Origin of the sequence: Sodalis sp. dw_96 (assembly GCF_018449575.1) — a bacterium.
Classification (GTDB): domain Bacteria; phylum Pseudomonadota; class Gammaproteobacteria; order Enterobacterales; family Enterobacteriaceae; genus Acerihabitans.
This window is the reverse complement of the sequence record NZ_JAAVUT010000011.1, coordinates 36315-62020: the sequence shown is the minus strand read 5'-3', so window position 1 is coordinate 62020 and position 25706 is coordinate 36315. Positions and strand designations below refer to the sequence as shown.

21 protein-coding genes are annotated in these 25706 nt (G+C 57.1%); 3 read left to right on the top strand and 18 right to left on the bottom strand.

The window, feature by feature from the left end:
- Nucleotides 1–135: 135 nt before the first annotated feature.
- Together kdgT and araD are read right to left on the bottom strand one after the other, a co-directional pair.
- Entirely contained in the window at nt 136–1146 is a 1011-nt protein-coding gene (gene kdgT, locus HB631_RS16845) for a 2-keto-3-deoxygluconate transporter (protein ID WP_213992332.1), read from the bottom strand.
- A 600-nt stretch (nt 1147–1746) separates the two neighbouring features.
- Nucleotides 1747–2442 (bottom strand): L-ribulose-5-phosphate 4-epimerase, encoded by a 696-nt coding sequence (gene araD / locus HB631_RS16840; protein ID WP_213992421.1) that lies wholly within the window; start codon nt 2440–2442, stop codon nt 1747–1749.
- A gap of 244 nt (nt 2443–2686) precedes the next feature.
- Between araD and HB631_RS16835 the strand changes: the two genes are divergently transcribed.
- Nucleotides 2687–2896, top strand: a complete 210-nt coding sequence (locus HB631_RS16835; protein WP_213992420.1) for a glycine zipper 2TM domain-containing protein — start codon at nt 2687–2689, stop codon at nt 2894–2896.
- A gap of 100 nt (nt 2897–2996) precedes the next feature.
- On the opposite strand, the gene yciH is transcribed toward HB631_RS16835, so the two are convergent.
- The 4 genes from yciH to HB631_RS16815 form a co-directional block, all read right to left on the bottom strand.
- Nucleotides 2997–3335, bottom strand: a complete 339-nt coding sequence (gene yciH / locus HB631_RS16830; protein ID WP_213992331.1) for a stress response translation initiation inhibitor YciH — start codon at nt 3333–3335, stop codon at nt 2997–2999.
- A complete protein-coding gene (gene pyrF, locus HB631_RS16825; protein ID WP_213992330.1) occupies nt 3310–4062 on the bottom strand; it encodes an orotidine-5'-phosphate decarboxylase in 753 nt (250 codons plus the stop codon). Before pyrF ends, yciH begins: the two co-directional genes overlap by 26 nt.
- Before the next feature lie 266 nt (nt 4063–4328).
- A complete protein-coding gene (gene lapB / locus HB631_RS16820) occupies nt 4329–5498 on the bottom strand; it encodes a lipopolysaccharide assembly protein LapB (RefSeq protein ID WP_213992329.1) in 1170 nt (389 codons plus the stop codon).
- A 6-nt stretch (nt 5499–5504) separates the two neighbouring features.
- Nucleotides 5505–5816, bottom strand: a complete 312-nt coding sequence (locus tag HB631_RS16815; protein WP_213992328.1) for a lipopolysaccharide assembly protein LapA domain-containing protein — start codon at nt 5814–5816, stop codon at nt 5505–5507.
- A 280-nt stretch (nt 5817–6096) separates the two neighbouring features.
- On the opposite strand from HB631_RS16815, the gene HB631_RS16810 reads away from it, so the two are divergent.
- Nucleotides 6097–7041: a sugar-binding transcriptional regulator gene (locus tag HB631_RS16810; RefSeq protein WP_213992327.1), complete on the top strand. Its 945-nt coding sequence runs from the start codon at nt 6097–6099 to the stop codon at nt 7039–7041.
- 485 nt (nt 7042–7526) lie between these two features.
- Here HB631_RS16810 and HB631_RS16805 read toward each other — a convergent pair whose 3' ends face one another.
- The 9 genes from HB631_RS16805 to pgpB form a co-directional block, all read right to left on the bottom strand.
- Nucleotides 7527–8954: an L-fucose/L-arabinose isomerase family protein gene (locus HB631_RS16805; RefSeq protein WP_213992326.1), complete on the bottom strand. Its 1428-nt coding sequence runs from the start codon at nt 8952–8954 to the stop codon at nt 7527–7529.
- A gap of 4 nt (nt 8955–8958) precedes the next feature.
- Nucleotides 8959–10458, bottom strand: coding sequence for an FGGY-family carbohydrate kinase (locus tag HB631_RS16800; protein WP_213992325.1), 1500 nt, complete (start codon nt 10456–10458; stop codon nt 8959–8961).
- 2 nt (nt 10459–10460) lie between these two features.
- The gene (locus tag HB631_RS16795; protein ID WP_213992324.1) at nt 10461–11405 is read right to left on the bottom strand and encodes a transketolase C-terminal domain-containing protein; all 945 of its coding nucleotides are present in this window, start codon (nt 11403–11405) and stop codon (nt 10461–10463) included.
- Entirely contained in the window at nt 11398–12228 is an 831-nt protein-coding gene (locus tag HB631_RS16790; RefSeq protein WP_213992419.1) for a transketolase, read from the bottom strand. The genes HB631_RS16795 and HB631_RS16790 overlap by 8 nt, the downstream gene beginning before the upstream one ends.
- A gap of 204 nt (nt 12229–12432) precedes the next feature.
- Nucleotides 12433–13536, bottom strand: coding sequence for an ABC transporter permease (locus tag HB631_RS16785; RefSeq protein WP_213992323.1), 1104 nt, complete (start codon nt 13534–13536; stop codon nt 12433–12435).
- Between the two features lies 1 nt (nt 13537).
- Entirely contained in the window at nt 13538–15058 is a 1521-nt protein-coding gene (locus HB631_RS16780; RefSeq protein ID WP_213992322.1) for a sugar ABC transporter ATP-binding protein, read from the bottom strand.
- Nucleotides 15055–15717 (bottom strand): DUF2291 family protein, encoded by a 663-nt coding sequence (locus HB631_RS16775; protein ID WP_213992321.1) that lies wholly within the window; start codon nt 15715–15717, stop codon nt 15055–15057. Before HB631_RS16775 ends, HB631_RS16780 begins: the two co-directional genes overlap by 4 nt.
- Before the next feature lie 47 nt (nt 15718–15764).
- The gene (locus tag HB631_RS16770; RefSeq protein WP_213992320.1) at nt 15765–16706 is read right to left on the bottom strand and encodes a D-ribose ABC transporter substrate-binding protein; all 942 of its coding nucleotides are present in this window, start codon (nt 16704–16706) and stop codon (nt 15765–15767) included.
- Nucleotides 16707–16923: 217 nt separating this feature from the next.
- Nucleotides 16924–17679 carry a phosphatidylglycerophosphatase B gene (pgpB, locus tag HB631_RS16765; RefSeq protein ID WP_213992319.1) on the bottom strand — a complete coding sequence of 252 codons (756 nt, stop codon included), beginning with the start codon at nt 17677–17679 and terminating at the stop codon, nt 16924–16926.
- A 266-nt stretch (nt 17680–17945) separates the two neighbouring features.
- Between pgpB and ribA the strand changes: the two genes are divergently transcribed.
- Nucleotides 17946–18536 (top strand): GTP cyclohydrolase II, encoded by a 591-nt coding sequence (gene ribA, locus HB631_RS16760; RefSeq protein WP_213992318.1) that lies wholly within the window; start codon nt 17946–17948, stop codon nt 18534–18536.
- A gap of 180 nt (nt 18537–18716) precedes the next feature.
- Here ribA and acnA read toward each other — a convergent pair whose 3' ends face one another.
- The 3 genes from acnA to topA all read right to left on the bottom strand — a co-directional run bounded on the left by acnA (nt 18717) and on the right by topA (nt 25706).
- The gene (gene acnA, locus HB631_RS16755) at nt 18717–21389 is read right to left on the bottom strand and encodes an aconitate hydratase AcnA (RefSeq protein ID WP_213992317.1); all 2673 of its coding nucleotides are present in this window, start codon (nt 21387–21389) and stop codon (nt 18717–18719) included.
- A gap of 126 nt (nt 21390–21515) precedes the next feature.
- Nucleotides 21516–22490 (bottom strand): HTH-type transcriptional regulator CysB, encoded by a 975-nt coding sequence (gene cysB / locus HB631_RS16750; protein ID WP_213992316.1) that lies wholly within the window; start codon nt 22488–22490, stop codon nt 21516–21518.
- 627 nt (nt 22491–23117) lie between these two features.
- A complete protein-coding gene (topA, locus tag HB631_RS16745) occupies nt 23118–25706 on the bottom strand; it encodes a type I DNA topoisomerase (protein WP_213992315.1) in 2589 nt (862 codons plus the stop codon).

Below are 25706 nucleotides of genomic sequence, written 5' to 3'. Positions count from 1 at the left end.
GCGGCTATCAGGGAGGGTAGCCGTAATTGCGCGGACCATCGAGCCTACAAAGGGATGTATTCACGGCAGGCTTACGATATATAGCTACGATTTGGCAGTCTGTCCCGACCGGACACTTTGTCAACAAGCGCGTATTTATCTTTTTATGGCGCTTGAATCATACTCGTCCTGTTCTTCATGGATAATTTCAGCTATCTGCCCTTTTCTGACCCGCTTGGAGTACAGCGCGGTAATAATCGGCACCAGGATGGACGTAACGATAACCGACGTCGCCACCAGCGCGGTTGCCGCCGGCGCCATGGGTTTGAACGCCGGGATCATTTCCGCTATCAGCACCGGCGTGGCCACCGCGGCGCCGGCTGAGCTGGAGGCTGCAATGCCCGCCGTTCCGTCGCCGCCGCCAAGGTATTTATCCGCGAGGATTAGCGGGATACCGGTAACGATAATCACGCCGATTCCCAGTAAAATCCCCAGCAGTCCGGTTTGCGCGATGACGTTGAGATTAATGGTATTGCCCAGCGCGAAGGCGAAAAAAGGAATCAGGGTCTGCACCGCCTTACTGAAAAAGTCCCGTAGCTCGGGGTCCAGATTGCCTAGGGCAAATCCAATCAGAAACGGCAGCACCGCACCGACGAACACATGAGGTTCAAACGAGGCGATACCGGCGGTGCCCAAAATGATCATGGTCATTAGCGGGCCGGACTCCAGCGACATCAAGACAAACGCGCCGGATTCCTCCTTGCTGCCGTATTGCTGCATGATGGACGCGTACAGGCCGCCGTTGGTCATATCCATGGAGGCCACCAGCGCCAGCGTGGACAATCCGGCAAAAAAACCGATTTCAACACCGTTGGCCGGCAAAAGCCGTGACGCCACCGCGGCCACTACCCAGGCAACGGCGATTTTGGTCACCACCAGGGTACCGGATTTACGCAATACCATGCCGGTGGCGCTGAGTTTGATGGAGGCCCCCATGCAGAAAAACCAGACGGCCAGAATAGGCACGGTACCGGAAATCAAACCATTGGTGAAAGAACCGAAATATTTACCCGAGTCGGGTGCGAATGTATGACAAAGGGCGCCGATAAAGAGAGGCACCAGCATCATACCACCGGGGATTTTGTCAATTGCGCGTTTAATGTGCATTCTGAGTCCGCCTAAGTTCAAAGTATTACGCATGTACTGCCGAGAACCGTTCCGTGGCCAGGCCACATTCATCGGCGAGGTCGGCTGAGGGCTACGTTAACCGGTTACATCTTGTCATACAGTGATCTGAAGCAAAATAAATGAAACGATGTTTCTTTTTTAAAAGAAGATCATTTTAGCTGGATAGATATGGCATTTTAAATTGCGACTCAGGTCACATTTTATGTGGCAGATCGTCGACACAGCGCGGCGGCAAGGACTCTTACCTATGGGGAGTAAGTAACCTGTCTTTCATGGGACGTTCATCTCATGGATCTTTCCCTTCATTGAAATAGCGCCTTCCGGCCGCGTGCTGACGAGGGTTAAAGCCGAACCGGCTCCAAAATAAAGGGATACAGACGGCAAAATGACAGGATTATTCAGGGAATAAATAAGGAAATAGCAGACAGGGAAAGGGATAACAGAGAAAGATAGGCCTCTGACCGTGCCTGCGTTTCCGTTAAACGGAAACCGTTATTATGCCCTCTGACATCGGGATATTTACCCGACATCAAAGGTGCCAGCATTGGCGATCATTGATTGGCCATGACTGATTGGCGGCTACTGGCCGTAATAAGCGTTTTTACCATGTTTACGCAAATAATGCTTATCCAGTAATTCCGTTTGCATCGGCGGTAAATCCGGCGTCAATTGACGGGAGAAAATCCCCATATACGCCAGTTCTTCCAACACCACCGCGTTATGAACCGCGTTATCGGCATCAGTGCCCCAGGCGAAGGGACCGTGGGAATTCACCAGCACCGCCGGTACCGCAGTGGGATCGATGGCGCGAGAGACAAAGGTATCCACAATGACCTTGCCGGTTTCCCATTCATAGCGGCCCTCGATTTCCACCGGCGTCATCAGCCGGGTGCAGGGGATGGCGCCATAAAAATAATCCGCATGGGTGGTGCCCCAGGCAGGGATATCCCGTCCGGCCTGCGCCCAGATAGTGGCATGGCGCGAATGGGTATGGACGATACCGCCGATGCCGGCAAAATCGAGATACAGCACCCGATGGGTGTCGGTGTCCGAAGAGGGCTTTTTCTGCCCCTCCACCACCCGTCCGGTTTCCAGCTCCACCACCACCATATCTTCCCGGGTCATCTCTTCGTAACTGACGCCGGAAGGTTTAATCACCATCAACCCCTGTGCGCGGTCCACCGCACTGACATTTCCCCACGTAAACGTCACCAGGTGATGGCGCGGCAAGGCAAGATTGGCCGCCAGGACCTGTTCTTTCAACTCATTAAGCATCATTAAGTCCTCTTGAACGCTAGAGGACATTGTCCCGGCAGCCAGAGGCATCCGCTATGGTGTAAACAGCTAAAGATCCGTCCTGCTTCTGCTATTGACCGTTTTTCGCGACCGCCGGCATATCCTTGGTCCGCAGGCGCTAGTCGTCAGATATTTCTGACAATCCGAGCTAAACAAGCGAGGCGTACTATAATTATTATCTAGCAATAAATAACAACAGCTAGCTATGGAGAAATTGATGATGATGAAATGTTCTACAAAACGAATTACCGCCGCCGCCGTGGCGATTGCGCTGGTTGTCACCCTGAGTGCCTGTGAGACAAGACGCGGCCGGAATACCGCCATCGGCGCCGGCGTCGGCGCAGTGGGCGGTGCGGTTCTTACCAATGGCAGCGCCCTGGGTACCTTGGGCGGCGCGGCGGTTGGCGGCGTGGTCGGCCATCAGGTACACTAAGCCCTTTGGCACCGATATAACGTAGTTATCCCAGTGATAATATGTTTGGTGACTGTATTATCGTCAATGCAATTGCCCCAGTCGGCGTTAACCTGGAAGGTTAACCGCCGGCCAGTTTGACTTTCAATCCCTTGGCTTCCAGTAGCTGTTTTAACAGGTCCCGCTTATCACCCTGAATTTCAATCACGCCTTCCTTCACCGACCCGCCGCAGCCGCATTTTTTCTTCAGTTCCGCCGCTAACGCCGTCAATGCCGTGTCGTCCACATCCAGGCCAGTAATCAGACAGACGCCTTTACCCTTGCGTCCGCTGGTTTGGCGTTGAATCCGCACCACGCCGTCACCCTTGGGACGAGAAACCGCCTTGGGCGGCTCGGTTATCCGCCCGCTCTCGGTGGAATAGACCAACCGGCTATTATTGTCCACCGTTTCCTCCGACATCGCGCAATGATCGCAATATGCCTTGCAACGTTGCGGCCGGGTCCGGCGAGCGGGTAATAGGACGTCCGATCACCATATAATCCACTCCGGCGCACCGGGCTTCCACCGGCGTCATTACCCGACGCTGATCGTCGGCGTCGCTGCCGTCAGGGCGAATACCCGGCGTGACCAGGAGAAAACCCGTGCCGAACCGTTGTTTGAACGCCCCGGCTTCCCGTGCGGAACAGACCACGCCGTCCAGCCCGCAGCGCCGGGCCAAATCCGCCAATCGTCCGGCATACTCCGAGGCGCCATACGGGATGCCCAGGGCGGCTAAATCTTCGTCCGCCATGCTGGTGAGCAGCGTAACGGCGATAAGCTTCGGCGCATCGGCGCCGAACGGGGCAAGGGCGCTTTTCGCCGCCGCCATCATCCGCTCTCCGCCCCCGGCGTGCACATTCACCATCCAAACCCCCAGCTCCGCCGCCGCGCTCACGGCTTTGGCGACGGTATTGGGAATATCGTGAAACTTCAGATCGAGAAAAATCTCAAAGCCCCGCTGCCGCAGCTCGCGAACGAGATCCGGGCCAAAACGGGTAAACATCTCTTTACCGATTTTCAATCGGCAATCGCCGGGCGAAACCCGATCGGCGAAGCTCAGGGCCTCGGTTCGAGAGGCATAATCCAACGCCACGATAATCGGCGAGGAAAATCCCGGCGGCTGAGACGACTGAAGGTCGCGAGTCATGAGAATACCTTTTGTTGGGAAGGCTGGCCGTGCCGGCGCGGCAGATAATATTCGCTGCCGATAAAACAACCTACGCACAATGTCAGTTTAATGGATGAAGGGTATTTTACCCGCCGGCAATGGAAAAGCCCAGAGCCGGCAGGTGTGACACTTGATGCGAATAATTATTCATTATCTTCAAAACGCCGGACGGCAGTAACCCATACCCGCCTCACGGATTACTGTTCGTCAAGGACACGAAGGGATTTTTGTCCAGCCATCACGAATTACTGCTCGTCGAGGCCGCGGATGGGTTTGATGGAGGCCCAGGATTTACAGGAGGGGCAATGCCAGTACAGGCTATGGGAGGTGAATCCGCATTTATTGCAGCGATAGCGGGGCTTGGTGCGGATCTGTTCTCCCACCATATCCCGCAGCACCTGCAGGCTCTCTTTGGCCCGTCCGTCTTCCGCCTCGTTCAAATGGAAGTCCATCAGGCGGTGAAACATCCGCATCGTGGGATGCTGGCGCAGCTGCTCATTGATGTAAAGCTGGGCGCTTTCCGTGCCGTCGTTCCGTTCGATAACATCCGCCAGCAGCAGTTCCGCCGCCGCCCCGGTGTTCATCTCAACGCAGCGGGTGAGAAATTCGGCCCAGGCCTCGGGCTTCTCAAGATGCTGGTAGCAACTTTGCAGGATAGGCAGCGTCTCGCTGACCATCTCTTTATCCTGATCCAGCACCCGTTGCAAAGCGGCCACCGCCGCGGGGTAATCCTGGCGCGCCATAAAGATACGGCCCATCATGATGGAGACGCGGGAACAGTTCTTATCCGCCGCCGCGCCTTTTTTCAACAGCGACATCGCTTTGTCCAGATCGTCGCTGCCCATAGCCTGTAGCGCCAGCTCGCAATAAAAATGGGCAATATCAATCCGCCGATGCTCCTTGCCCAATTTCACCAGCTTTTCCGCTGTCTCTATGGCCTTGTGCCAATCGCTGGTGGCCTGGTAAATCTGCAATAATTGCTGCAGTGCCCCGGTACGGAAGTCGTCTTCATCCACCAGCTGGGCGAACATTTCCTCGGCGCGATCGTAAAAACCGGCGGCCATATAGTCCCGCCCCAACTGCTGCGTGGCCAACAGCCGCTGCTCGAAGCTCAGCGCGGTACTTTCCATTAACGCCTGGTGAATACGGATGGCCCGATCCACCTCTCCCCGGGAGCGAAACAAATTCCCCAGCGTAAGATGGGCCTCAACGGCGTTGCTGTCTTCCTTGAGCATGTCGAGGAACAGGTCAACCGCTTTGTCCTGTTGATTGGACAGTAAAAAGTTCACCCCGGCCACATACTCGCGGGACAGGCGATTGGCATCCTGTTGCTTGTCCTGCTGCGCGCTTCTGCGCCCCATGTACCAACCGTAAGCGGCAGCCACGGGCAACAACAGAAACAGCAGTTCTAACATAACGCGTTATTCCTTACCAACAGCGGGCGCGGTAGCGGCGGGCACTGCGCTGTTAACCGGCACCGGCTGCTGTTCAAGTCGTTTTACCCGGCGTTCCGCCCGCATCAGCGCGAAACGAACGCGCAGATAAAACAAACCGCAGATTGCCCAGCCCAGGATAAAACCCAGCGCAAATATCCAGGTCAATAAGGTGGAAACCCGATATTGTCCCTCTGCCAGCAAGTAGTTAAAGGTGACAATCTGATCGTTATGCGCCCCAAAGGTGACGGAAATAATAAAAATCACCAGAACCAGCAAAAATATCAGTACATATTTCACATGATTTCCTGCAACTGCGTTATTGAGATGGATTACACCGGTAAACCGGTACCCAGAGCCTATAAATTAGCATTTCCCGCGTTACGAAGGAAATCCCGCAGACAACATAACTGCATTATCTGTTGGCCACCGGGCTGAATCCGGGCCGGACGGTTAAAATCTCCGCGCTTTCCCGCACTGGATACAGATGACCACCGCTCAGCACCGCCCCTCTTCTCTTGTTATTTATTCAGTTATGCATAAAAATGATGCCACCGTATGGCGAGTCTGGGGACGCCGCATGTCGAAGCAAGACGAACAGCGATTATTGGTCAAAATCGCCACGCTTTATTATACCGAAAATCAAAAACAGGCGGATATCGCCGCCGCGTTGCATCTTTCACAATCTTTTGTTTCCCGGGCCATTACCCGTTGCATTAAAGAAGGGGTGGTTAAAATCAGCGTGGTACAGCCCCCTAATATGTTTATGGCGCTGGAGTCAGCCATTCAGCGGCGGTACGGCATCGACCAAGCCATTGTGGTGGATGTGCCCGACGACGCCGAACCGCAGCAGATTAAGCAGGCCATCGGCTCCGCCGCCGCCCATTACATGCAGACCAGCATCCGCCCGAACGATCTGGTGGGGATCTCCTCCTGGAGCAGCACCCTGCGGGAGATGGTGGACAATCTGCACCCATTGGCGGTCAAGGCCAGCGGCGTTATCCAGCTGCTTGGCGGCGTGGGCCCCAACGGCAATGTCCAGGCCACCCTGCTGACCCAGCTGCTGGCGGATCAGCTTAACTGTCCGGCCTATCTGCTGCCGGCGCAAAGTATTGAACGTTCGGTTGAGGACAGGCTGCGGCTGATCAACAGCAGCGAGGTGGCCGATGTGGTGGCGAAATTCAGCGAAGTGGACGTCGCCCTGGTGGGTATCGGCGCGCTGGAGCCCTCTCAGCTGCTGATGAATTCCGGCAATTATTACCACGAAAAAATGCTCCGGCTGCTGGCGCAGCGCGGCGCCGTGGGGGACATCTGCCTGCATTATTTCAACAGCAAAGGCGAAGCGGTGCTGGCGGACGAAGAAGACCCGGTCATCGGCATGCCGCTGCCCCAGGTACGTCAATGCGAACGGGTAGTGGCCCTGGCGGGCGGGCATGAAAAAGTCGCGGCCATCAAGGGCGCCCTGGAAGGCCGCTATATCGATGTGCTGATCACCGACCGGCTGGTGGGGGAAAAGCTGATCTAGCCCCCACAGCGTTAGGCCACGATCACCGATCGTGCAACAAGCGTGTTAAAGGGAGACCGTGCTGAAGGGGTCGAAGCGGGCGTGGTTTTACCGCCCGCCCGAGCGCCCCACAGCGCGGTAGGCCCGCGATCATCGATCGTGCAGCGAACGTGTTAAAGGGAGAGCGCGCCAATGAGGTCGAAGCGGGCGTGGGTTTTCCGCCCGCCAGAGCACCTCATGGCACGCCCGCGATCATCGATCGTGCAGCAAGCGTGTCAAAGGGAGACCGTGCCCGGTCGGGACAAGATGCTAGATCGTAGACGCGCCGTAAACCCGTCCCTGGGGGCTCGATCCGCGCCGTCCTGGCGCGGACGGTTTACTCTTCTATCATCCTGCCCCGCCTCATAAACTCCGCGTCCGTTTGCCAGAGCTCCTGCACGTTAAGCCTGCCATCATCGATCGCGCAGCGAGCCTGTTAAAGGGAGACCGTGCCCACCGATCGTGCATTACGCCTTGGCATGCCAGTAACACTCAACCCCCAGATATTTGGTAAACGCCTCGTGCAGCACCTCGGCGGTGGCGGAGTGGTTCATGGCCACATGATGCTCGAAGCCCTGCTCGCAAATATACCGCAGCAGCGGCTCCATGGCGGGAATTTGCACCACCGCGCGACAGCCCACGGTATCCAATGGATCGTCCACCACCGTACCCTCCCCCACATAGGCCCGCACCTTGCCGGTAAAATCATCCGACGACAGCCGGAAATAGGTCAGCGGACCGGCCTTCATCCGGCCATGCACCGCCCCGCAGGTGTTTTCGCACCCCACCGTCGTTCCGATGATATCCGCCGTGCCCATCACCGGATTTTCCAGACTTTCCGCCGGGAAATTACCGCAGTGGAACAACACGCATTTATCCTGCTCATCGCCGAAATTATTATTCCAGTCGGCAATGGACGCCGGCGACAGTGAACAGCTGGCCAGCGCGTACATGGACAGCGCCCCCATCACATCCACCTCACAGGCGCTGGGCATCAGCTGCCCGGACATGATGCTCATGATGGAACACACGTTAATACCCAGGTTTTCCTGCAGCGAGGTCCAGCACTGGATGGCGGTAGTATCGATATCATTGGCCAGCACCCATTCGCTGATAACCACAAACAATTTCGCCATGGTATGCAGCTTTTGGGCCGGGATAGCGCCCGTATCGGCGTTATCCTTGAGCAGCGCCAGCTTCTCATCCACCCGCAAATCATTGTCGCTCAACCGGCCGACCCGGGTGAAAATTTCCGACAGGTCCAGGGTTTCCACCGACACGCCCATACGCTCCAGCAGCTTTTCGCTGTAACGCACGGTATTAAAGGCGGCGGGACGGGCGCCGATGGCGCCGATACGCACGCCTTTCATGGCATGCACCAGCCGGCAAAGCTGGGTGAACCGCCGCAAATCCCCGGCGAAGTCCTCTCCGGCCACGGTGCAAACATGACGGCTGGTAAGGGTAAAGGGAATACCGCACTGGCGCAGATTATTACACAGGGAAATTTTGCCGCAAAAGCTGTCGCGCCGGGTTGCCAACCCCATTTTATCCAGGCTGTCCTGCTCCGCCTGCACCAGTACCGGCACGGTTAAGCCGGACAAACGAACCGCATCCGCCACCGCTTTTTCATCGCCGAAATTGGGCAGCAGTATCACCACGCCGTTAATCTCGTCGCGGTGGCGATGAAACAGTTCGGCGCAGGCCTTGGCGTCCTGCCAGGTTTCCACTCCGCCCAGCTTGCTTTGGCTCTCGTCCAGGATAACCGTCTTGATGCCCAGTTTCTCAAACACCCGCGCCGCATCGCGCCGCGCCTCGGTGACCAGATAGCTGGGGAAAAAACCCCGGTTGCCGACGATCACTCCAAAGGTTAATTGTTGCAGAATTTTTCTCGACATTACATCACTCCCGGTAGGGTTGTTCAATGTGATAACGGGCCCGTGCTACGGCCGTTTGCCAATTTTTATAGTTGTCTTGCATCGCCGCGGTCTCGGCCCGGGGTTCGATATACTCCACGTCCCTGGGCAAGGCCGCGATATCCTCATTGGTCCACCAGCCCAGGGTTTTGCCCGCCAGATAGGCGGCGCCAAGGGCCGACACTTCGGCGTTGAGATTACGGATCAGCCGCCGCTGCAACAGATCGGCCTGGAATTGCATCAGCCAGGCATTTTGCGTGGCGCCGCCGTCCACCCACAGTGCGGGCAGCGTTCGTTGCGCGGCCCGCTCCATGGAAAAAAACACGTCGGCAATCTGGTAGGCGATGGACTCAAGTCCGGCGCGGGCCAGCACCGCCGGCGTCGCGGCGTCGGTCAGCCCGCAAATCAACCCCCGTGCCCGGCTGTCCCAGTAAGGAGCCCCCAGTCCGGATAACGCCGGTACAAAATAGACCCCCTGGTTGCCGCTCTGGCTTAGCGCCAAGGCGGACAGCTCCGTCAGGGAGGGGATGCCCAGCAGACGCGCCACCCAGGCCAGTCCAGAACCGGTATGGGTAATATTGCCTTCCAGGGCATAACACAGCCGGCCGTCATGCCAGGCCACGGTGGTGCTGAGTCCCGTCGCCGGCGCGCCGATCTCCTCCAGCGCCATCATCAGGGATGAGCCGGTGCCGTAGGTGGCTTTCACCGCGCCGGCCTGATTGCCGCCCTGGCCGTACAGCGCCGCGTGGGAATCGCCGATAAGCGACGCCACCGGAATCTCTCCCGCCAGTCCCGGCACCCGGCCGGCCAGGGTATAACCCTGCACCGCCGCCGAGGGCCGCACCGACGGCAGACAGGCGGCGGGCACCGAAAACAGCTGAAGCAGCTCATTGTCCCAGCGGCCTTCGCGGATATTGAATAATTGGGTACGGGCGGCATTGGCGTAATCGGTGACAAAGGTCCGGCCGCCGGTAAGCTGCCAGTTCAGCCAGCAATCCAGCGTACCGACGCACAGCTCTCCCCGCTCGGCGCGGGCAAAACCGTCCGGCAGGGCCGCCAGCAACCCGCGGATTTTCGCGGCGGGGAATAACGGATCGATGGGCAAGCCCGTGAGGTGGTAAATCAGATCTCCCCGGCCGTCCTCATGGAGCTGCCGGCAAAACTCCTCGGACCGGCGGCATTGCCAGCTGACAATAGGCGTCAGCGTCCTTCCGCCGTCTCGCTCCCATACCAGCACCGACTCCCGCTGATTGCTGACGGCCACCGCCGCCACCTGAACGTTTTCCAACGCGGACAGGCAGCCGACAATGGCTTGGCATACCCCTTGCCAGACCGCCCGGGGATCCTGCTCCGCCCAGCCGGGCCGCGGATGCTCCAGGGTCAGGGGTACCGCCGCTTTCGCCACAATCCGGCCATCCCTATCGACGGCGATGGCCTTGGCGTTGGTGGTGCCCTCGTCAATGGCCAGAATAATCGGCACGGCCATGATCAGTTCCCCCGGCAAACGCGCAGGGCGGCGTTAACCACGCCCTGGGCATCGAAACCATGATGGGCGCGGGTGGCGGCCCGATCCGCCGCAATGGCGTACTCGCCGTTCCCGATGCCCAGACGCACCAGGGGGATGGCGCAGCCCGCTTCCGCCAACACTTCCGCCACCAGACTGCCCACGCCGCCGTTAATATTATGTTCTTCGATGCTAATCACATGTTTGCTCTCTGTTAACAGGGAGAGTAACTGGCGAGTATCGCACGGACGAATGGAGGATACGTTGATGACCGCGGCAGAAACGCCCTGTTCCTCCAGGAGCCGGGCGGCATCCACCGCTTCATGCACCGTCGAGCCCATGGCCACCAGCGCCACGTCTTCGCCGCGGCGCAGCGCATCGATTTGCCCGGGTTTGAACCGGTAGGTCTCGTCATGCAGGGCGGGCAAGGGCTGGCCGTCCAGGCGGATATACACCGGCCCGACATACGACAAGGCATAATCGACTATCTGGCGGCACTCCTCCGGCGACGAGGGGGCAAAAATCTGGATATTGCCGAAACCCCGCATGATGGCGATATCGTCAATGCTGTGATGAGTACTGGCCAGCGGACCGTAGCTGGCGCCGGCGTTCAGGCCGAACAGTTTCACATTGCAATTGTTGTAACAGACGTCAATCTTTACCTGCTCATTGGCGCGGGAGATTAGAAACGGCGCCGCATTGCAGGTGACGGCGATTTTACCGCCGATGGACAGGCCCACCGCCATGCCCACCATGGCCTGTTCCGCGATCCCCACATTCACCAGACGCTGAGGAAAACGGGCAATAAAGGGGCCGATTTTGGCGGTAGACGTGGAATCAGCACATACCGGCACCACGTCCAGGCCGCTATCCACCGCTTTGATCAACTGCTCAACCATGACGCTGGCTAAATGTTCTGTTTTACTCATCTTTGAGTTCCTCCAAGGCCAAGGTGATTTCATCGCCTTTAAACACACGGTGGTGCCACTCGGGCCGCCCCTGGGTAAAGGAGATGCCGGCACCCTTTTCGGTGTTGGCGATCACCACGTTCGGCTTGCCGTTGGCCGGCAGGTTTTCCAGCGTTTCCACCACCGACCGCATATCGTTGCCGGCGCACTCGGTGACATTCAGACCGAACGCCCGCCATTTATCCCCCAGGGGATCGGTATTCATGATGGAGCGGGTGGAACCCGCCAGCTGCAGCTTGTTTTTATCGTTAATGATCACCAGATTGTCGAGGCCGAAATGGGCGGACACCAGCGCGGCTTCCCAATTGCTGCCCTCCGCCAGCTCGCCGTCGCCGGTGAGCGCAAAAACCCGGCGCGGGCTGTTATCCCGTTTTGCCGCCAGCGCAATCCCCACCGCCACCGGCAGTCCGTGTCCCAGCGCGCCGGTATTGAGTTCGATGCCGGGGGTTTTATGACGTACCGGATGGCCCGGCAGATGGGAATTGGCGTGCTGGTAAGTAGGCAGCCAGTCGGTGGGGAAATAGCCCGCCTCCGCAAGCGTGCAGTAATAGCCGCCGACGCCGTGGCCTTTCGACTGGATATAGATATCCCGCTGCGAATCATCAAGCCGGTCCGGCGCGCAGTTCAGCAAACGGAAATAGAGCGCGGTGAGGATTTCCACCTCGGAGAGATCGGCGCCGGTATGGCCCCCCGCCGGACTGCCGGCATTCAGTTGCACAATGCGGCGGCGTATCTGCCGGGCCTTGGTCACCAGTTCATCAATGGACAATGAATAAGGATTCATCATATTACCTCTTAATTTTCAATTTATTACACGCCATTATCACGAATGAATTTTTATCCATATAAGAATATTTATTCAATCAGGGCGTAAAAAAATACCGCCGGCCACGTCCATTCGGGTCAATCCCCCTCCCCTCGCTGTCCTTTTATTGCACCCTATCTCTCGCCCCCGCATTGTCACGAACGTTACGGCGCGAAAACAGCATTACTCGGTGACGGCCTCTTCTTTCACGATCTTTTGCGAAACAATAGCCGCCTTGTGCTGCATCCGGTTTTGCATTTGATCGATGATGACCGCCACGATAATCACCATGCCTTTGATAACCATTTGCCAGAATTCACTGACCCCCATCATCACCAGTCCGTCCGCCAGGATGCCGATCACAAAGGCGCCGATAAGCGTACCGACAATGGTCCCCCGTCCGCCGGCCAGCGACGTTCCCCCCAATACCACCGCCGCGATGGCGTTCATCTCAAATGACGTGCCGGTGGCCGGATGGCTGGCCACCAACTGCGAGGTCACCACGATGCCCGCCACCGCCGCGCACAGGCCGGAAATGGTATAGACCCAGACTTTGACCTGCTTCACCTTGATACCGGACAGCTCCGCCGCCCGTTCGTTATCGCCGATGGCATAAACATGGCGGCCAAACGGCAGGCGGCGCGCAACGTAGGCAATAATCAGCGCCAGGATAAACATCAGCCAGATACAGTAAGGGACCCCCAGCAGCGAACCGGCGCCGATCAGGTCGAAGCCGGTGTTGCCCAGCCGGGGATTGCCGTCCAGACCGGGGAAGGTTTCGCCGTTGGACAGCAGCATGGCCGCGCCCCGCACGATATACATGGTGCCGAGGGTGCAGATAAAAGGCGCCACGTTGTAACGGGTAATAATCCAGCCGTTAACGGCGCCGATCAGACCGCCGAGCACCAATACCGCCGGCACGATGACCCAGACGCTGGGGAAAATGGCGATGCCGAACATCGGCAACACAATGCCGTGGGTTATCATGTAGCCGGCGAACATGCCGCACAGGCCCAGGGTGGCGCCGATGGACAGATCGATGCCGGCGGTGATGATGACAAAGGTGATGCCCAGCGCCAAAAAAGCATTGATGGAAATATGCTTTAACATGATAAGAATGCTTTCCGTCGCCAGGAAACCGGACACGGTAAACGTGAAAAAGCCCAAAATCAAAAACAGCGCGATGAAAGTGCGAAGCTTGAGCAGGAGCAGTAGTATATTTTCCCGCGACCGGAATGACCGGCTGGCCGTGAGAGGCGCTAACGCGGCGGTATTGATTGCTTTCATATCAGAACCCTTTTGCACTCGCCGTGACCAATGCCGATTCCTGGGCCGACTGACGCTCCACGTTCGCCGTCAATTTCCCGTTCGACATCACCAGAATACGGTCGGAGACCGCCATGATTTCTTTTAAATCCGAGGTGGAAAACAAAATGCCGATGCCCTGTTCGGACAGGGCCACCATCATTTCGAACACGTCCGCCTTGGCGCCCACGTCAATCCCCCGGGTGGGTTCGTCCAGCAGCAGCAGCTTCGGATCGGTGAGCAGCGAACGGCCAATCACCACCTTTTGCTGATTGCCGCCGCTCAGGGCCTGGATTTCCACGTCCGGCGACGAGACCTTGATGGACAGGTTGCCGATGGTGGACGCCACCACCTGCTCCTCATCCCGCCGCATGATGCTGATACCGTTTTGCAACCGCCGCCATAAGCTGGAGATGGTGAGATTGACCGCCACCGAGGAGGCGGGGAAAATGCCCGATTTTTTACGATCCTCCGGCACCAGGGTCATGCCGAGCCTGATACGGTTGGCGGTGGACATGCCGGTGGCGATGGGCAAGTCCCCGAGCCAGATTTTGCCAAGGTAGTTTTTTTCGGTGCCCAACAGGCATTCGAACAGTTCGGTACGGCCCGCCCCCATCAGGCCGTAGATACCGACGATTTCGCCGGCTCGCACGGAAAAGCTCACATCATTCACCACCGGATGGCCGGCATCGTTAACGCAGGTAATATGGTCCGCCTGCAATACCGGCAGGCCGAACCGGCGCCCGGGCTTGAGAAACGTGCTGACCGGGTCGCCTCCCAGCATTTCCCGCACGATCCAGGGCACGTCTATCTCCCCCACCACCGCTTCGGCCTGAAAACGTCCGTCGCGCAAAATCGTGATGTAGTCCCCGATGGCCATCAGTTCCTCCAGGCGGTGGGAGATATAGATAATGGACACGCCCTGGCGGGTCAGCTCACGGATAACCCTGAACAGCACGTCCACTTCATTTTTACTCAACGCCGAGGTGGGCTCGTCTAGGATCAGGATCTCCGCCCGCTCCGCCAACGCTTTGGCGATCTCTATCATTTGCTGCTGGCCGACCTTGAGATTGGACACCAGCTCCCGGGGAGAGATGGCCTGATCCAGCCGGGCCATGAGCTCGGCGGCCACCCGCTCCTGTTCCGGCTGGTTGATGGGCCACAGGCCGGTTTGATGTTCACGGCCGAGGAATATGTTCTCCGCCACATCAAGATTTTCCGACAGGTTCAGCTCCTGATGCACCATGCCGATGCCTTTCGCCGCCGCCTCCCGGGTATTGCTGAATCTCACCGGTTTGCCGTTAAGCAGGATTTCTCCGGCGGTGGGCTGTTGCACTCCCGCCAGCACGTTCATCAGGGTGGATTTACCGGCGCCGTTCTCGCCGATGATCACATTTACCTTGCCTCGATAAACGTTGTAATCCACGTTATCCAGCGCCAGGGTGCCCGGATACATCATGGTGATGCCCTTTGCGCGCAACACCACCTCAGGTTTATCGCTCATTGACTCGCCCCCCGCTTGATCTCCAGCGCCACGCCGTCATCGATACTCCCGTGGCTCAGGGTAAACGCCGCCAGCACGTCCACCGGCTGCCCGACCCAGCTCGCGTCAATGGCCGGCAGGCCGCTTAACGCCTGTTTATTCAATGCCCGTGACACCTGGGCAAACTGCACCTGGTTTTTAAAATCCTCAAAACGGATAAACCCGGCGGCATCCCGCACCGCGTTACCCTTGATGACGGGCCCCAACTGCACCAGCACAGTGTCGCCATTGACGTTCAACGTCAGCTTGCGTTCCATACCGTCGGCATCCACCGCGGCCACCTTGGCTGAAAATTTGCTGTAGACGCTTTTGGTATCGGTACTGTTCAATTTTCCCTGCGCCTGCTTCACAGCCGGCCAATCCAAAGCCTGGCCATGGGCGGCGGGCATGACTTTCGGCCCCCAGAATTCCTGCGCGATTTGCTGCGGCGTCTGGTCGGAATAATCCGGACCCGCCGAGGGATCCGCCGGGATGATCGGTTTGCCGTCGCGGTCCAGCTTGACCACGTCACAGGCGGACAGCAGTAGCAGGGCCAAGGCCCAGGTTGTCAGTTTTCTCCCTATGCCCGGTGTGTCCAATGTGACCTGTTTGCCCCATGTGCGTAATACGCTGAGTTGCATAGCCTCTCCTGTTTTGAAGGGGCCGCATGGCCCCTTCAGGTACGTCATTAAGGTTTAAGGCCGAAATTTTTCAGGTCTTTGGCATTGGTTTCATCCACCAATACGCAATCCATCAGCTGCTTTTCTTCTTTCTGGGCTTTGCCGGTTGTCAGATAAACATCCGCCTGCTCCACCGCCATTTCCGCCTCGCGCCACCCCGGCTGCAATACCGTGGCCTTGATATTGCCTTTGGCCAGGATGGAATCCCGCACATAATCGCTGCCGTCAAAACCCACTACGATAATGTCCTTACGCCCGGCGGCCTTTAACGCGGCTTCCGCCCCCAGGGCCATGGTATCGTTGCCGGAAATCACGCCGGTGATATCCGGATGAGCCTGCAGCATGGATTCCATACGGGAGAAGGCTTCGGTCTGGCTCCAGTTGGCGGTTTGCTGGGCTACCATCTTCAGGCCGGTATAGTCGTCAATCACATCGTGATAGCCCTGTGAGCGCACATGGGCGTTGGTATCGGACTCCTGGCCCAGCAGTTCCACATAATTCCCCTTGCCGTTCATCAGCTTGACGAACTTTTCGGCCCCCAGTTGCGCGCCCTGGTAGTTATTGGACACAATCTGCGCCACCGCCACGCCGGTGGCGTTGATTTCACGGTCGATGAGAAACGCCGGTATGCCGGCGGCCTTGGCCTTTTTCAACGGCCCGATGGTGGCATCGGCGCCGGCGTTATCCAACACTATGGCTTTCGCCTTGCGCGCAATGGCGGTTTCAATCAGCTGGTTTTGCTTGCTGACATCATCGTCATGGGACGCCACCAGGGTGGTATAACCCAAAGCGGTGGCCTTGGCCGTGGCGGCATCGGCTTCCGCTTTAAAAAACGGGTTGTCGTGAGACGGGGTAATGATGGCGATTAAGCCTTTATCAGCGGCAAAAGACGCCATGGACAACGACAGCAAAACGGCGGCGAGACAGGGTTTCAGTAGGTAGGTGTTCATTATTGTTCTCCGTTATGAATATATATTCACTTTTGATTTTATATTCATAGTGAGTGTGGCAATTCCCATCATGATTGTCCATGGAGAATTTTGGGAATAGCGATAGATATCACAAAAGCAACATTATCGTTACATACCGGGGTGACGGAGCGGTGGTGACATTATGAGGAGGGTAATGGCGCGCATCCTTGCGCGGCGGGCACAAATCAAGAAGGGGTTATATCCGTGATTTAATATCCCGGGCTTCATCCGGTTTCGGCACCAGCGGGCCTATCCAACGCTGCACCAGCCAGCAGGCCAATGCGATAACCAGCCAGCTCAAGAAGATACCCATCACCACATCCCGCGGCCAATGCATCCCCAGCACCATTCGGCTGCTGAGAACCGCCACCGACCAGACCATAATCGCTATCACCGATTTATAGTGTCGCCGCGGCCACAGCAATCCCCATGCCAGCAATGCCCAGCTGGCGGCAAAAACCGTGTGGCCGGAGGGGAAAGCGAACCCGGTGTCATGCTGCCAGTGTTTGCGCAGCCAGCGGGGAATTTCCTGCTCGTTCTGCAGCTCTTTTTTCACCAGCATTGACCGGGCCTTGCCGGGCAGGGAATAAAAAGCCTGGCCATTCATATCGTGGGTTTGCTCCAGCCACATCACGTAGGGCCGCGGCTCCCGCACCCGATCCTTGATGGCCGACTTGATGCCTTGTCCCGCCAGCAGCGCGATCCCCAGAATACAGGCCAGCACCAGCGCGGGCCGCCAGCGAAACCGCAAACACCATAAAAACCAGCCAAAGAGGACGGCGCTGGTGATAAAACCCCAGGGAGAAGACACGGTCTGGGTTATCCAGAACAATACCCGCCACCACCATGCTTCATCATTCGGATGCCACTGCCAGCCACTGACCCAGGCCAAAATAGGGATTACCATAAGCACTATCGCGCCAAAACCGGTGCGTTTCGCAATATCAAACATATGTTTTTTCCGCTGAAGGGTCCTTGCCGAGAAGAATGTAACCTTAAAGCCGACGGGGAAGGCTGATGGGAAAGCCCGCAACCGTATGGAATTGTGACAATCAAATGACTATTTTGCCAATAATAAGCATGATCAATCGTCAGTTTTCAATTAACTTGTGGCAAAATACCTTATTAATGGATTTTCGCGTACCACTTTGCGCCAGACTGGTCAAACAGCGTGATAATAAGTAGGATGCGCGTCAGTAATTCGTTTTGGAGAGTAAAATGCAGCTTAAACGTGTGGCAGAAGCCAAACTGCCGACACCCTGGGGCGATTTTCTGATGGTGGGTTTTGAAGAAATCGCCACGGGACACGACCATCTGGCGCTGGTGTACGGCGATATTACCGGCGTGGAGCCGATACTGGCGCGTGTCCACTCCGAGTGCCTGACCGGTGATGCCCTGTTTAGCCTGCGCTGCGATTGCGGATTTCAGCTCGAAGCCGCCTTAACGCATATCGCCGAAGAAGGCCGGGGGATTTTACTGTATCACCGCCAGGAAGGCCGAAATATCGGCCTGCTGAATAAAATCCGCGCCTATGCGCTGCAGGATAAAGGCGCCGATACGGTTGAAGCCAATCACCAGTTGGGTTTTGCCGCCGATGAGCGGGATTTCACTTTATGCGCCGATATGTTCAAGCTGCTGGGCGTGGATTCCATCCGGCTGTTGACCAATAATCCGCAAAAAGTGGAGATTCTTACCGAGGCGGGAATTCATATTACCGAACGGGTGCCGCTGATTGTCGGCCGAAATCCGAAGAATGAGCGCTACCTCAATACCAAAGCCACCAAAATGGGCCACTTACTGGACTTGTAAGCACCTCGTTTTCAATGTCGGCTGATTTCACGGACCTGTAACCACCTCGTTTTCGATGTCGGTGGATTACCGGCCCTGTAAATATCTCGTCATCGATGTCAGCGGAGCCACCACGCGCTGGCCGTGTCTTTGTCTCAAGGCAAGACACGGCCTTCGGCGGCGCAAGGGCGCACCGCGTGCTCAAAGCATCTTGCGAATCACATAGTTTAAAATGCCGTCATGCTGGTAATAGGTCAGTTCATTACCGGTATCGATACGGCAGCGGGCCATCACCTGCTCGCTGCGGCCATCGCCATAGGCAATGGTCACCGCCACCGTTTGGCCGGGCGTCAGTTCCCCCAGGCCGCTGATGCTGATGCGCTCATCCCCTTTCAGCCGCAGCGATTGCCGGGTTACCCCGGCCGGAAACTCCAGCGGAAGGATGCCCATGCCGATGAGGTTCGAGCGGTGAATACGTTCGAACGACTCGGCAATCACCACCCGGATGCCCAACAGGCGCGGTCCCTTGGCCGCCCAGTCACGGCTGGAACCGGAGCCGTACTCTTTACCGGCAATTACCGCCAGCGGCACCTGTTCCCCCTGGTAACGCATGGCGGCATCATAAATCGGCATTTCATCACCGGACGGGTAATGACGGGTAATGCCCCCTTCCACCCCCGGCACCATTTCATTTCGGATACGGATATTGGCAAAGGTACCCCGCGCCATCACTTCATAGTTGCCGCGCCGGGATCCGTAGGAATTGAAATTACCCGCTTCCACCCCGTTTTCCCGCAGATAGTGTCCCGCCGGGCTATCCACCTTGATATTGCCCGCCGGTGAGATATGGTCAGTGGTGACCGAATCGCCGAGCAGCGCCAGAATACGCGCGCCATGGATATTTTCCACCGGCGCGGGCTGATGTTGCATCTCATCAAAGAACGGCGTCAGACGAATATAGGTGGAGTCTTCCTGCCAGTGGTAGGTAGGCGTGCGATTGACTTCAATCGCCTGCCAATCCCGATTGCCGTTGAAAATAGCACTGTACTCCTTGTGGAACATCGCGCTGTTCACCAGGCTCACCGAATCGGCGATTTCCGCCGAACTCGGCCAGATATCCTTAAGATACACCGGCTGGCCCTGAGGGTCGGTTCCCAGCGGGTCGGTGCTAAGATTCACCAGCATATTACCTGCCAGGGCATAGGCCACCACCAGCGGCGGCGACGCCAGCCAGTTGGTTTTCACCAGCGGATGGATACGGCCCTCGAAATTGCGGTTACCGGACAATACCGCCCCCACGGTGAGATCTCCGGCCTTGATGGCCGCCTCGATGGGCTCTTTCAGCGGACCGGAGTTGCCGATACAGGTAGTGCAGCCGTAACCCACCAGGTTAAAGCCCAGTTGATTCAGAAAAGGCGTCAATCCCGCCGCCGCCAGATAATCCGTCACCACTTTGGAACCGGGGGCCAGGGAAGTTTTCACCCAGGGCTGGGTCTTAATGCCTTTTTGCACCGCGTTACGCGCCAGAAGCCCGGCGGCCATCAGAATATTGGCGTTGGAGGTATTGGTACAGGAGGTGATGGCGGCGATAACCACCGCCCCTTGATGAAGCTTGAAGGATTTACCGTCCAGAGCCACGTCCTGGAACTCCGGATGATGGGTGCGCTTGGTGAAATCCAGTTCGTCGCTGGCGCGAAACGCCGCCGCCACTCCCGGCAAAGGCACCCGGTCCTGCGGCCGTTTCGGCCCCGCCAGGCTTGCCACCACCGTGCCCATATCCAATTCCAGCGTACTGGTGAAGCGCGGCTCATCCCCGGTATTGCGCCAGAGGCCCTGCGCCTTGCTATAGGCTTCCACCAGCGCTATCTGCTCTTCGCTGCGGCCGGTCAGGCGCAGATAATCCAGGGTAACCGCATCCACCGGGAAGAAGCCGCAGGTGGCGCCGTATTCCGGCGCCATATTGCCGATAGTGGCCCGATCCGCCAGGGGCAGCATATCCAGCCCGTCGCCGTAGAATTCGACGAATTTGCCCACCACCCCGTGCTTACGCAGCATTTGCGTTACGGTCAGCACCAGGTCGGTGGCGGTGATGCCTTCGTTCAGCTTGCCGATAAGTTTAAAACCCACCACGTCCGGGATAAGCATGGAAACCGGCTGGCCGAGCATGGCCGCTTCCGCTTCGATGCCCCCCACGCCCCAGCCGAGCACGCCGAGGCCGTTAACCATGGTGGTATGGGAATCGGTGCCCACCAGCGTATCGGGATAGGCCACTTCCTCACCGTCCTGCTGTTCATGCCAAACGGTTTGCGCCAGATACTCCAGGTTCACCTGATGGCAGATGCCGTTTTCCGGCGGCACGACCCGAAAGCGACTGAACGCCTGTTGACCCCAGCGCAGAAATTTGTAGCGTTCGAGGTTTCTTTCCATCTCCAGGTGGTTGTTTTCGGCATAGGCGCCGTCATTGCCGTAGCTGTCGACGGTGACGGAATGGTCGATAACCAGGTCCACCGGCGACAGGGGATTCACTTTGTTTACATCGCCGCCGAGGCGTTTCACCGCCTCGCGCATGGCGGCCAGATCCACTACCGCCGGCACGCCGGTGAAATCCTGCATCAGCACACGGGCCGGACGATAGGCGATTTCACCTTCCGCATGGGCATTTTCCAGCCAGCCGGCCACGTCCCGCAAATGCGCTTCGGTTACAATGTCACCGTCTTCATTACGCAGCAGGTTTTCCAGCAGGACTTTCAAGGACTTGGGCATGGCGTCGAGCGTACCCAGCGTTTGGGCGGCGCGAGACAGGCTGAAATATCGATAGGTTTTATCACCTACCACCAGGGATTCCTTACTGGTTTCTCGAATAGTTGACGACATAACTCCTCCAGACTTTTATTTCATTATAGTCATAACCCCACTGGGGTTGAGGCGATCTGTAATCATTTTACAAGATTATCGCAACCTTTTTATAACATGTGATGCTTTATAACATGTCATGAATATTTATTTAATCGGCAGTTTAATATCTTTGAACATGGCTTCAATTTCTTCATTGGAGCGCAGGGCAATGGCGGTATCCACTACATCGCGGGTTAAATGGGGCGCGAAGCGCTGGATGAAGTCATACATGTAGCTGCGCAGGAAGGTGCTGCGCCGAAAGCCGATTTTGGTCGTACTGAGGGCAAACATCGCGTCAGCATTGATTTTAACCAGATCCGGATCGGCCTCTTCGCTTACCGCCATATTGGCAATTACCCCTACCCCAAGCCCCATGCGGACATAGGTTTTAATCACATCGGCGTCGGTGGCGGTAAAGACGATGCGCGGCGTCAAACCGGCGCGGTTAAAGGCGGTATCCAGTTCGGAACGGCCGGTGAAACCGAAGGTATAGGTTACCAGCGGGTAGGCCGCCAGTTCGTCAATGGTGATGCTCGCCTTATTGGCTAACGGATGATTGGGGAGGACCACGATAGCCCGGTTCCAGTGATAACAGGGCAGCATCACCAGATCTTCATAGAGATGCAGCGCTTCGGTGGCGATGGCGAAATCCGCCACGCCTTTGGATACCGCTTCGGCGATTTGTGTCGGCGATCCCTGGTGCATATGCAGGGAGACACGGGGATAGCGTTCGATAAAACCCTTGATGACCTCAGGCAGCGCGTAGCGGGCCTGGGTGTGGGTGGTGGCCACATAAAGCGACCCTTTATCGGGATAGGTATGTTCGCCGGCCACGGCTTTTATGGCGTCGACTTTTGACAGGACTTCGCGGGCAATACGGATGATCTCTTGGCCCGCAGGGGTAACCTGGGTCAAATGTTTGCCGCTGCGGGCAAAAATCTGCACTCCGAGTTCATCTTCCAGCATACGCACCTGTTTGCTGATACCGGGCTGGGAAGTATAGAGTCCCTCGGCGGTGGAAGAAACATTCAGATTATGATTCACCACTTCAACAATGTAACGAAGCTGCTGCAATTTCATAGTTGTCATCCTGGCATAACAGGTGCAAGAATCCGGTGCAAAAGTACTGTTTAGAGTCGCTGTCACCTTGTGGCGGCCGGCTTTGTCAGCATCGGGGTGCAAAAGTAATATTTTGCAATAATACTATTTAATCATAAAAAATCGCTATATATAACTTATTTATAAAGCATAAAAAAAAACCAACCCGGAGGCTGGTTGAGGCAGGAGGCGGGGTCACGGCTCCCTTTAACAGGCTCGCCGCACGTTCGGTGATAGCGGGCCTAGCGTGCCGTGTGGCGCTCGGGCGGGCGGAAATACCACGCCCGCTTCGACCCTATTGGTGCGCTCTCCCTTTAACACACTTGGTTCAGCTTCGGTGTTGGCGGGCCTAGCGTGCCATAGGGCACTCCGGCGGGCGGAAAAACCACGCCCGCTTCGACCCTATTGGCGCGCTCTCCCTTTAACACGTTCGGTTCAACATCAGCGTTGGCGGGCCTGGCGTGCCATAGGGCATTCCGGCGGGCGGAAAAACCACGCCCGCTTCGACCCTATTGGCGCGCTCTCCCTTTAACACGTTCGGTTCAACATCAGCGTTGGCGGGCCTGGCGTGCCATAGGGCATTCCGGCGGGCAGAAAAACCGAGCCCGCTTATTTCTTGCTGACCTGCCATTTGCCGTCGATATAAAATGCGCTCCAGCCGGTGGCCTTGCCGTCTTTTTCCGATGAGACGTACTGCTGTTTGGTCTTGCGGCTGAAGCGGACCATGGTTTTATTCCCTTCCGCATCCTTCACCGGCGCGTCGGCCAGGTAACGGAGTTTTTCCGGCAGGCGATCCTTGAAACGGGCCAGCTCTTCCACCAGCGGCGCCCGGGTTTCCCGGGACTTCGGGAAGGTATTGGCGGCCAGGAATACCCCGGCGGCACCGTCACGCAGGACAAAATAGGCGTCGGATTTTTCGCAGGGCAGCTCCGGCAGCGGCACCGGATCCTCTTTCGGCGGCGCGACATCGCCGTTGCGCAGGATCTTGCGGGTGTTCTTGCATTCATCGTTGGTACAGGCCATGTATTTGCCGAAACGACCCAGCTTCAAATGCATGTCGGAACCGCATTTTTCGCACTCCACCACCGGGCCGTCATAACCCTTGATGCGGAATTCCCCCTGCTCGATTTCATACCCGTCGCAAAGAGGGTTATTGCCGCAGACGTGGATTTTGCGATTGTTATCGATAAGATAACTGTCCATGGCCATGCCGCACTTCGGGCAACGGCGACGGGCGCGCAGCGCATTGGTCTCGGCGTCATCCCCTTCCAGAATATTCAGGGTCTCGGCTTCGGGGATCAGGTTGATGGTGGTTTTGCAGCGCTCTTTCGGCGGCAGGGCATAACCGGAGCAGCCAAGGAACACGCCGGTGCTGGCGGTGCGAATACCCATCTTACGTCCGCAGGTGGGGCAATCGATACTGGTCATCACCATCTGGTTAAGACGCATGCCCCCTTCTTCCGGGTCTTTTTCCGCGATTTCCAGCTGATGACTGAATTCGGTGAAAAACGAATCCAACACCGCTTTCCACTCTTCCTTGTTGTTGGCCACCTGATCGAGCTTATCTTCCATACGGGCGGTGAAGTCATAGTTCATCAGCTCGCGGAAGTTCTCTTCCAGCCGATCGGTAACGATTTCACCCATTTTCTCGGCGTAAAACCGCCGGTTTTCCACCTGTACGTAGCCGCGATCCTGAATGGTGGAGATGATCGATACATAGGTGGAAGGCCGGCCGATACCGCGCTTTTCCAGCTCCTTAACCAGCGACGCTTCGCTGTAACGCGCGGGGGGCTTGGTAAAATGCTGGCTGGGCAGTAATTTGTCCAGGTCAAGCTCTTGCCCCACTTTCACGGCGGGCAGGGTACGGTCTTCATCACCCTTGCGCAACGCCGGCATGACTTTGGTCCAGCCGTCGAAACGCAGGATACGGCCCTTGGCGCGCAGGGAGAAATCACCGGCTTTTACCGTCAGGGTGGTGGAGTCATACAGCGCAGGCATCATTTGGCAAGCAACAAACTGACGCCAGATCAACTGATAGAGTTTCTGCGCGTCGGGCTCCATATCGCTAAGCTGCTCGGCCTGGTGGCTCACATCGGAAGGACGAATGGCTTCATGGGCTTCCTGTGAATTTTCCTTGCTGGCATATTCATTGGCCTGTTTGGGCAGATACTTGGCGCCAAACTGGTCGCCGATATAATCCCGGGCCATCTTAAGCGCGTCCTGGCTCAGGTTGGTGGAATCGGTACGCATATAGGTAATATGCCCCGCCTCATACAGACGCTGGGCCAGCATCATGGTTTTTTTCACACCGTACCCCAGACGGGTACTGGCGGCTTGTTGCAGGGTGGAGGTGGTAAAAGGCGCACCGGCTTTGCTGCTGGTGGGTTTATCCTCGCGATCGGCGATAATATACTTTGCGTTTTCCAGCTGTTTAACCGCGGCCTGGGTTTGCTCCTGGTTCACCGGTTTAAACGGCTTATCCCCTTCATGGGTGACCTGCATAAGCAGTTGCGCTTTGGCGGATACCTTGAGGTCGGCGTGCAGCTCCCAGTACTCTTCCGGGACAAAAGCTTTTATTTCCCGCTCACGCTCCACCACCAGCCGGACGGCAACCGACTGCACCCGCCCGGCGGACAAACCCCGGGCCAGTTTTTTCCACAGCAGCGGCGAGACCATGTACCCCACCACGCGGTCCATGAAACGACGCGCCTGCTGGGCATTGACCCGATCAATATTCAATTCACCGGGCTGTTTAAACGCCTGGGTAATGGCATTACGGGTAATTTCATTGAACACTACCCGGCTGAAACGTTTGTCATCGCCGCCAATCACTTCCCGCAGGTGCCAGGCAATGGCTTCCCCTTCGCGGTCAAGGTCGGTTGCGAGATAAATATGGTCGGCATTTTCCGCCAGCGCTTTCAGTTCGGTAACCACCTTTTCTTTACCGGGCAATATCTCGTAATGGGCCTTCCAGCCATGATAAGGGTCAATTCCCATACGATTGACCAGCGCGCTTTGCGCATCGCTTTTTACTTTTTTCTTTTTAGTTGTATCGGCGCTTTTCTTACTGGCTGAACCACTGGTGGGCAAATCGCGGATGTGACCGACGCTGGACTTAACCACGTAGTCATTACCTAAATATTTATTAATCGTTTTGGCTTTCGCCGGGGATTCAACGATAACGAGAGCTTTACCCAT

What these genes read in the sequence shown, in the direction of transcription:
- kdgT (WP_213992332.1), bottom strand. Translation starts at nt 1,146, where the DNA reads ATGCACATTAAACGCGCAATTGACAAAATCCCCGGTGGTATGATGCTG.
- araD (WP_213992421.1), bottom strand. Translation starts at nt 2,442, where the DNA reads ATGCTTAATGAGTTGAAAGAACAGGTCCTGGCGGCCAATCTTGCCTTG.
- HB631_RS16835 (WP_213992420.1), top strand. Translation starts at nt 2,687, where the DNA reads ATGAAATGTTCTACAAAACGAATTACCGCCGCCGCCGTGGCGATTGCG.
- yciH (WP_213992331.1), bottom strand. Translation starts at nt 3,335, where the DNA reads ATGTCGGAGGAAACGGTGGACAATAATAGCCGGTTGGTCTATTCCACC.
- pyrF (WP_213992330.1), bottom strand. Translation starts at nt 4,062, where the DNA reads ATGACTCGCGACCTTCAGTCGTCTCAGCCGCCGGGATTTTCCTCGCCG.
- lapB (WP_213992329.1), bottom strand. Translation starts at nt 5,498, where the DNA reads ATGTTAGAACTGCTGTTTCTGTTGTTGCCCGTGGCTGCCGCTTACGGT.
- HB631_RS16810 (WP_213992327.1), top strand. Translation starts at nt 6,097, where the DNA reads ATGTCGAAGCAAGACGAACAGCGATTATTGGTCAAAATCGCCACGCTT.
- HB631_RS16805 (WP_213992326.1), bottom strand. Translation starts at nt 8,954, where the DNA reads ATGTCGAGAAAAATTCTGCAACAATTAACCTTTGGAGTGATCGTCGGC.
- HB631_RS16800 (WP_213992325.1), bottom strand. Translation starts at nt 10,458, where the DNA reads ATGGCCGTGCCGATTATTCTGGCCATTGACGAGGGCACCACCAACGCC.
- HB631_RS16795 (WP_213992324.1), bottom strand. Translation starts at nt 11,405, where the DNA reads ATGAGTAAAACAGAACATTTAGCCAGCGTCATGGTTGAGCAGTTGATC.
- HB631_RS16790 (WP_213992419.1), bottom strand. Translation starts at nt 12,228, where the DNA reads ATGAATCCTTATTCATTGTCCATTGATGAACTGGTGACCAAGGCCCGG.
- HB631_RS16785 (WP_213992323.1), bottom strand. Translation starts at nt 13,536, where the DNA reads ATGAAAGCAATCAATACCGCCGCGTTAGCGCCTCTCACGGCCAGCCGG.
- HB631_RS16780 (WP_213992322.1), bottom strand. Translation starts at nt 15,058, where the DNA reads ATGAGCGATAAACCTGAGGTGGTGTTGCGCGCAAAGGGCATCACCATG.
- HB631_RS16775 (WP_213992321.1), bottom strand. Translation starts at nt 15,717, where the DNA reads ATGCAACTCAGCGTATTACGCACATGGGGCAAACAGGTCACATTGGAC.
- HB631_RS16770 (WP_213992320.1), bottom strand. Translation starts at nt 16,706, where the DNA reads ATGAACACCTACCTACTGAAACCCTGTCTCGCCGCCGTTTTGCTGTCG.
- pgpB (WP_213992319.1), bottom strand. Translation starts at nt 17,679, where the DNA reads ATGTTTGATATTGCGAAACGCACCGGTTTTGGCGCGATAGTGCTTATG.
- ribA (WP_213992318.1), top strand. Translation starts at nt 17,946, where the DNA reads ATGCAGCTTAAACGTGTGGCAGAAGCCAAACTGCCGACACCCTGGGGC.
- acnA (WP_213992317.1), bottom strand. Translation starts at nt 21,389, where the DNA reads ATGTCGTCAACTATTCGAGAAACCAGTAAGGAATCCCTGGTGGTAGGT.
- cysB (WP_213992316.1), bottom strand. Translation starts at nt 22,490, where the DNA reads ATGAAATTGCAGCAGCTTCGTTACATTGTTGAAGTGGTGAATCATAAT.
- topA (WP_213992315.1), bottom strand. Translation starts at nt 25,706, where the DNA reads ATGGGTAAAGCTCTCGTTATCGTTGAATCCCCGGCGAAAGCCAAAACG.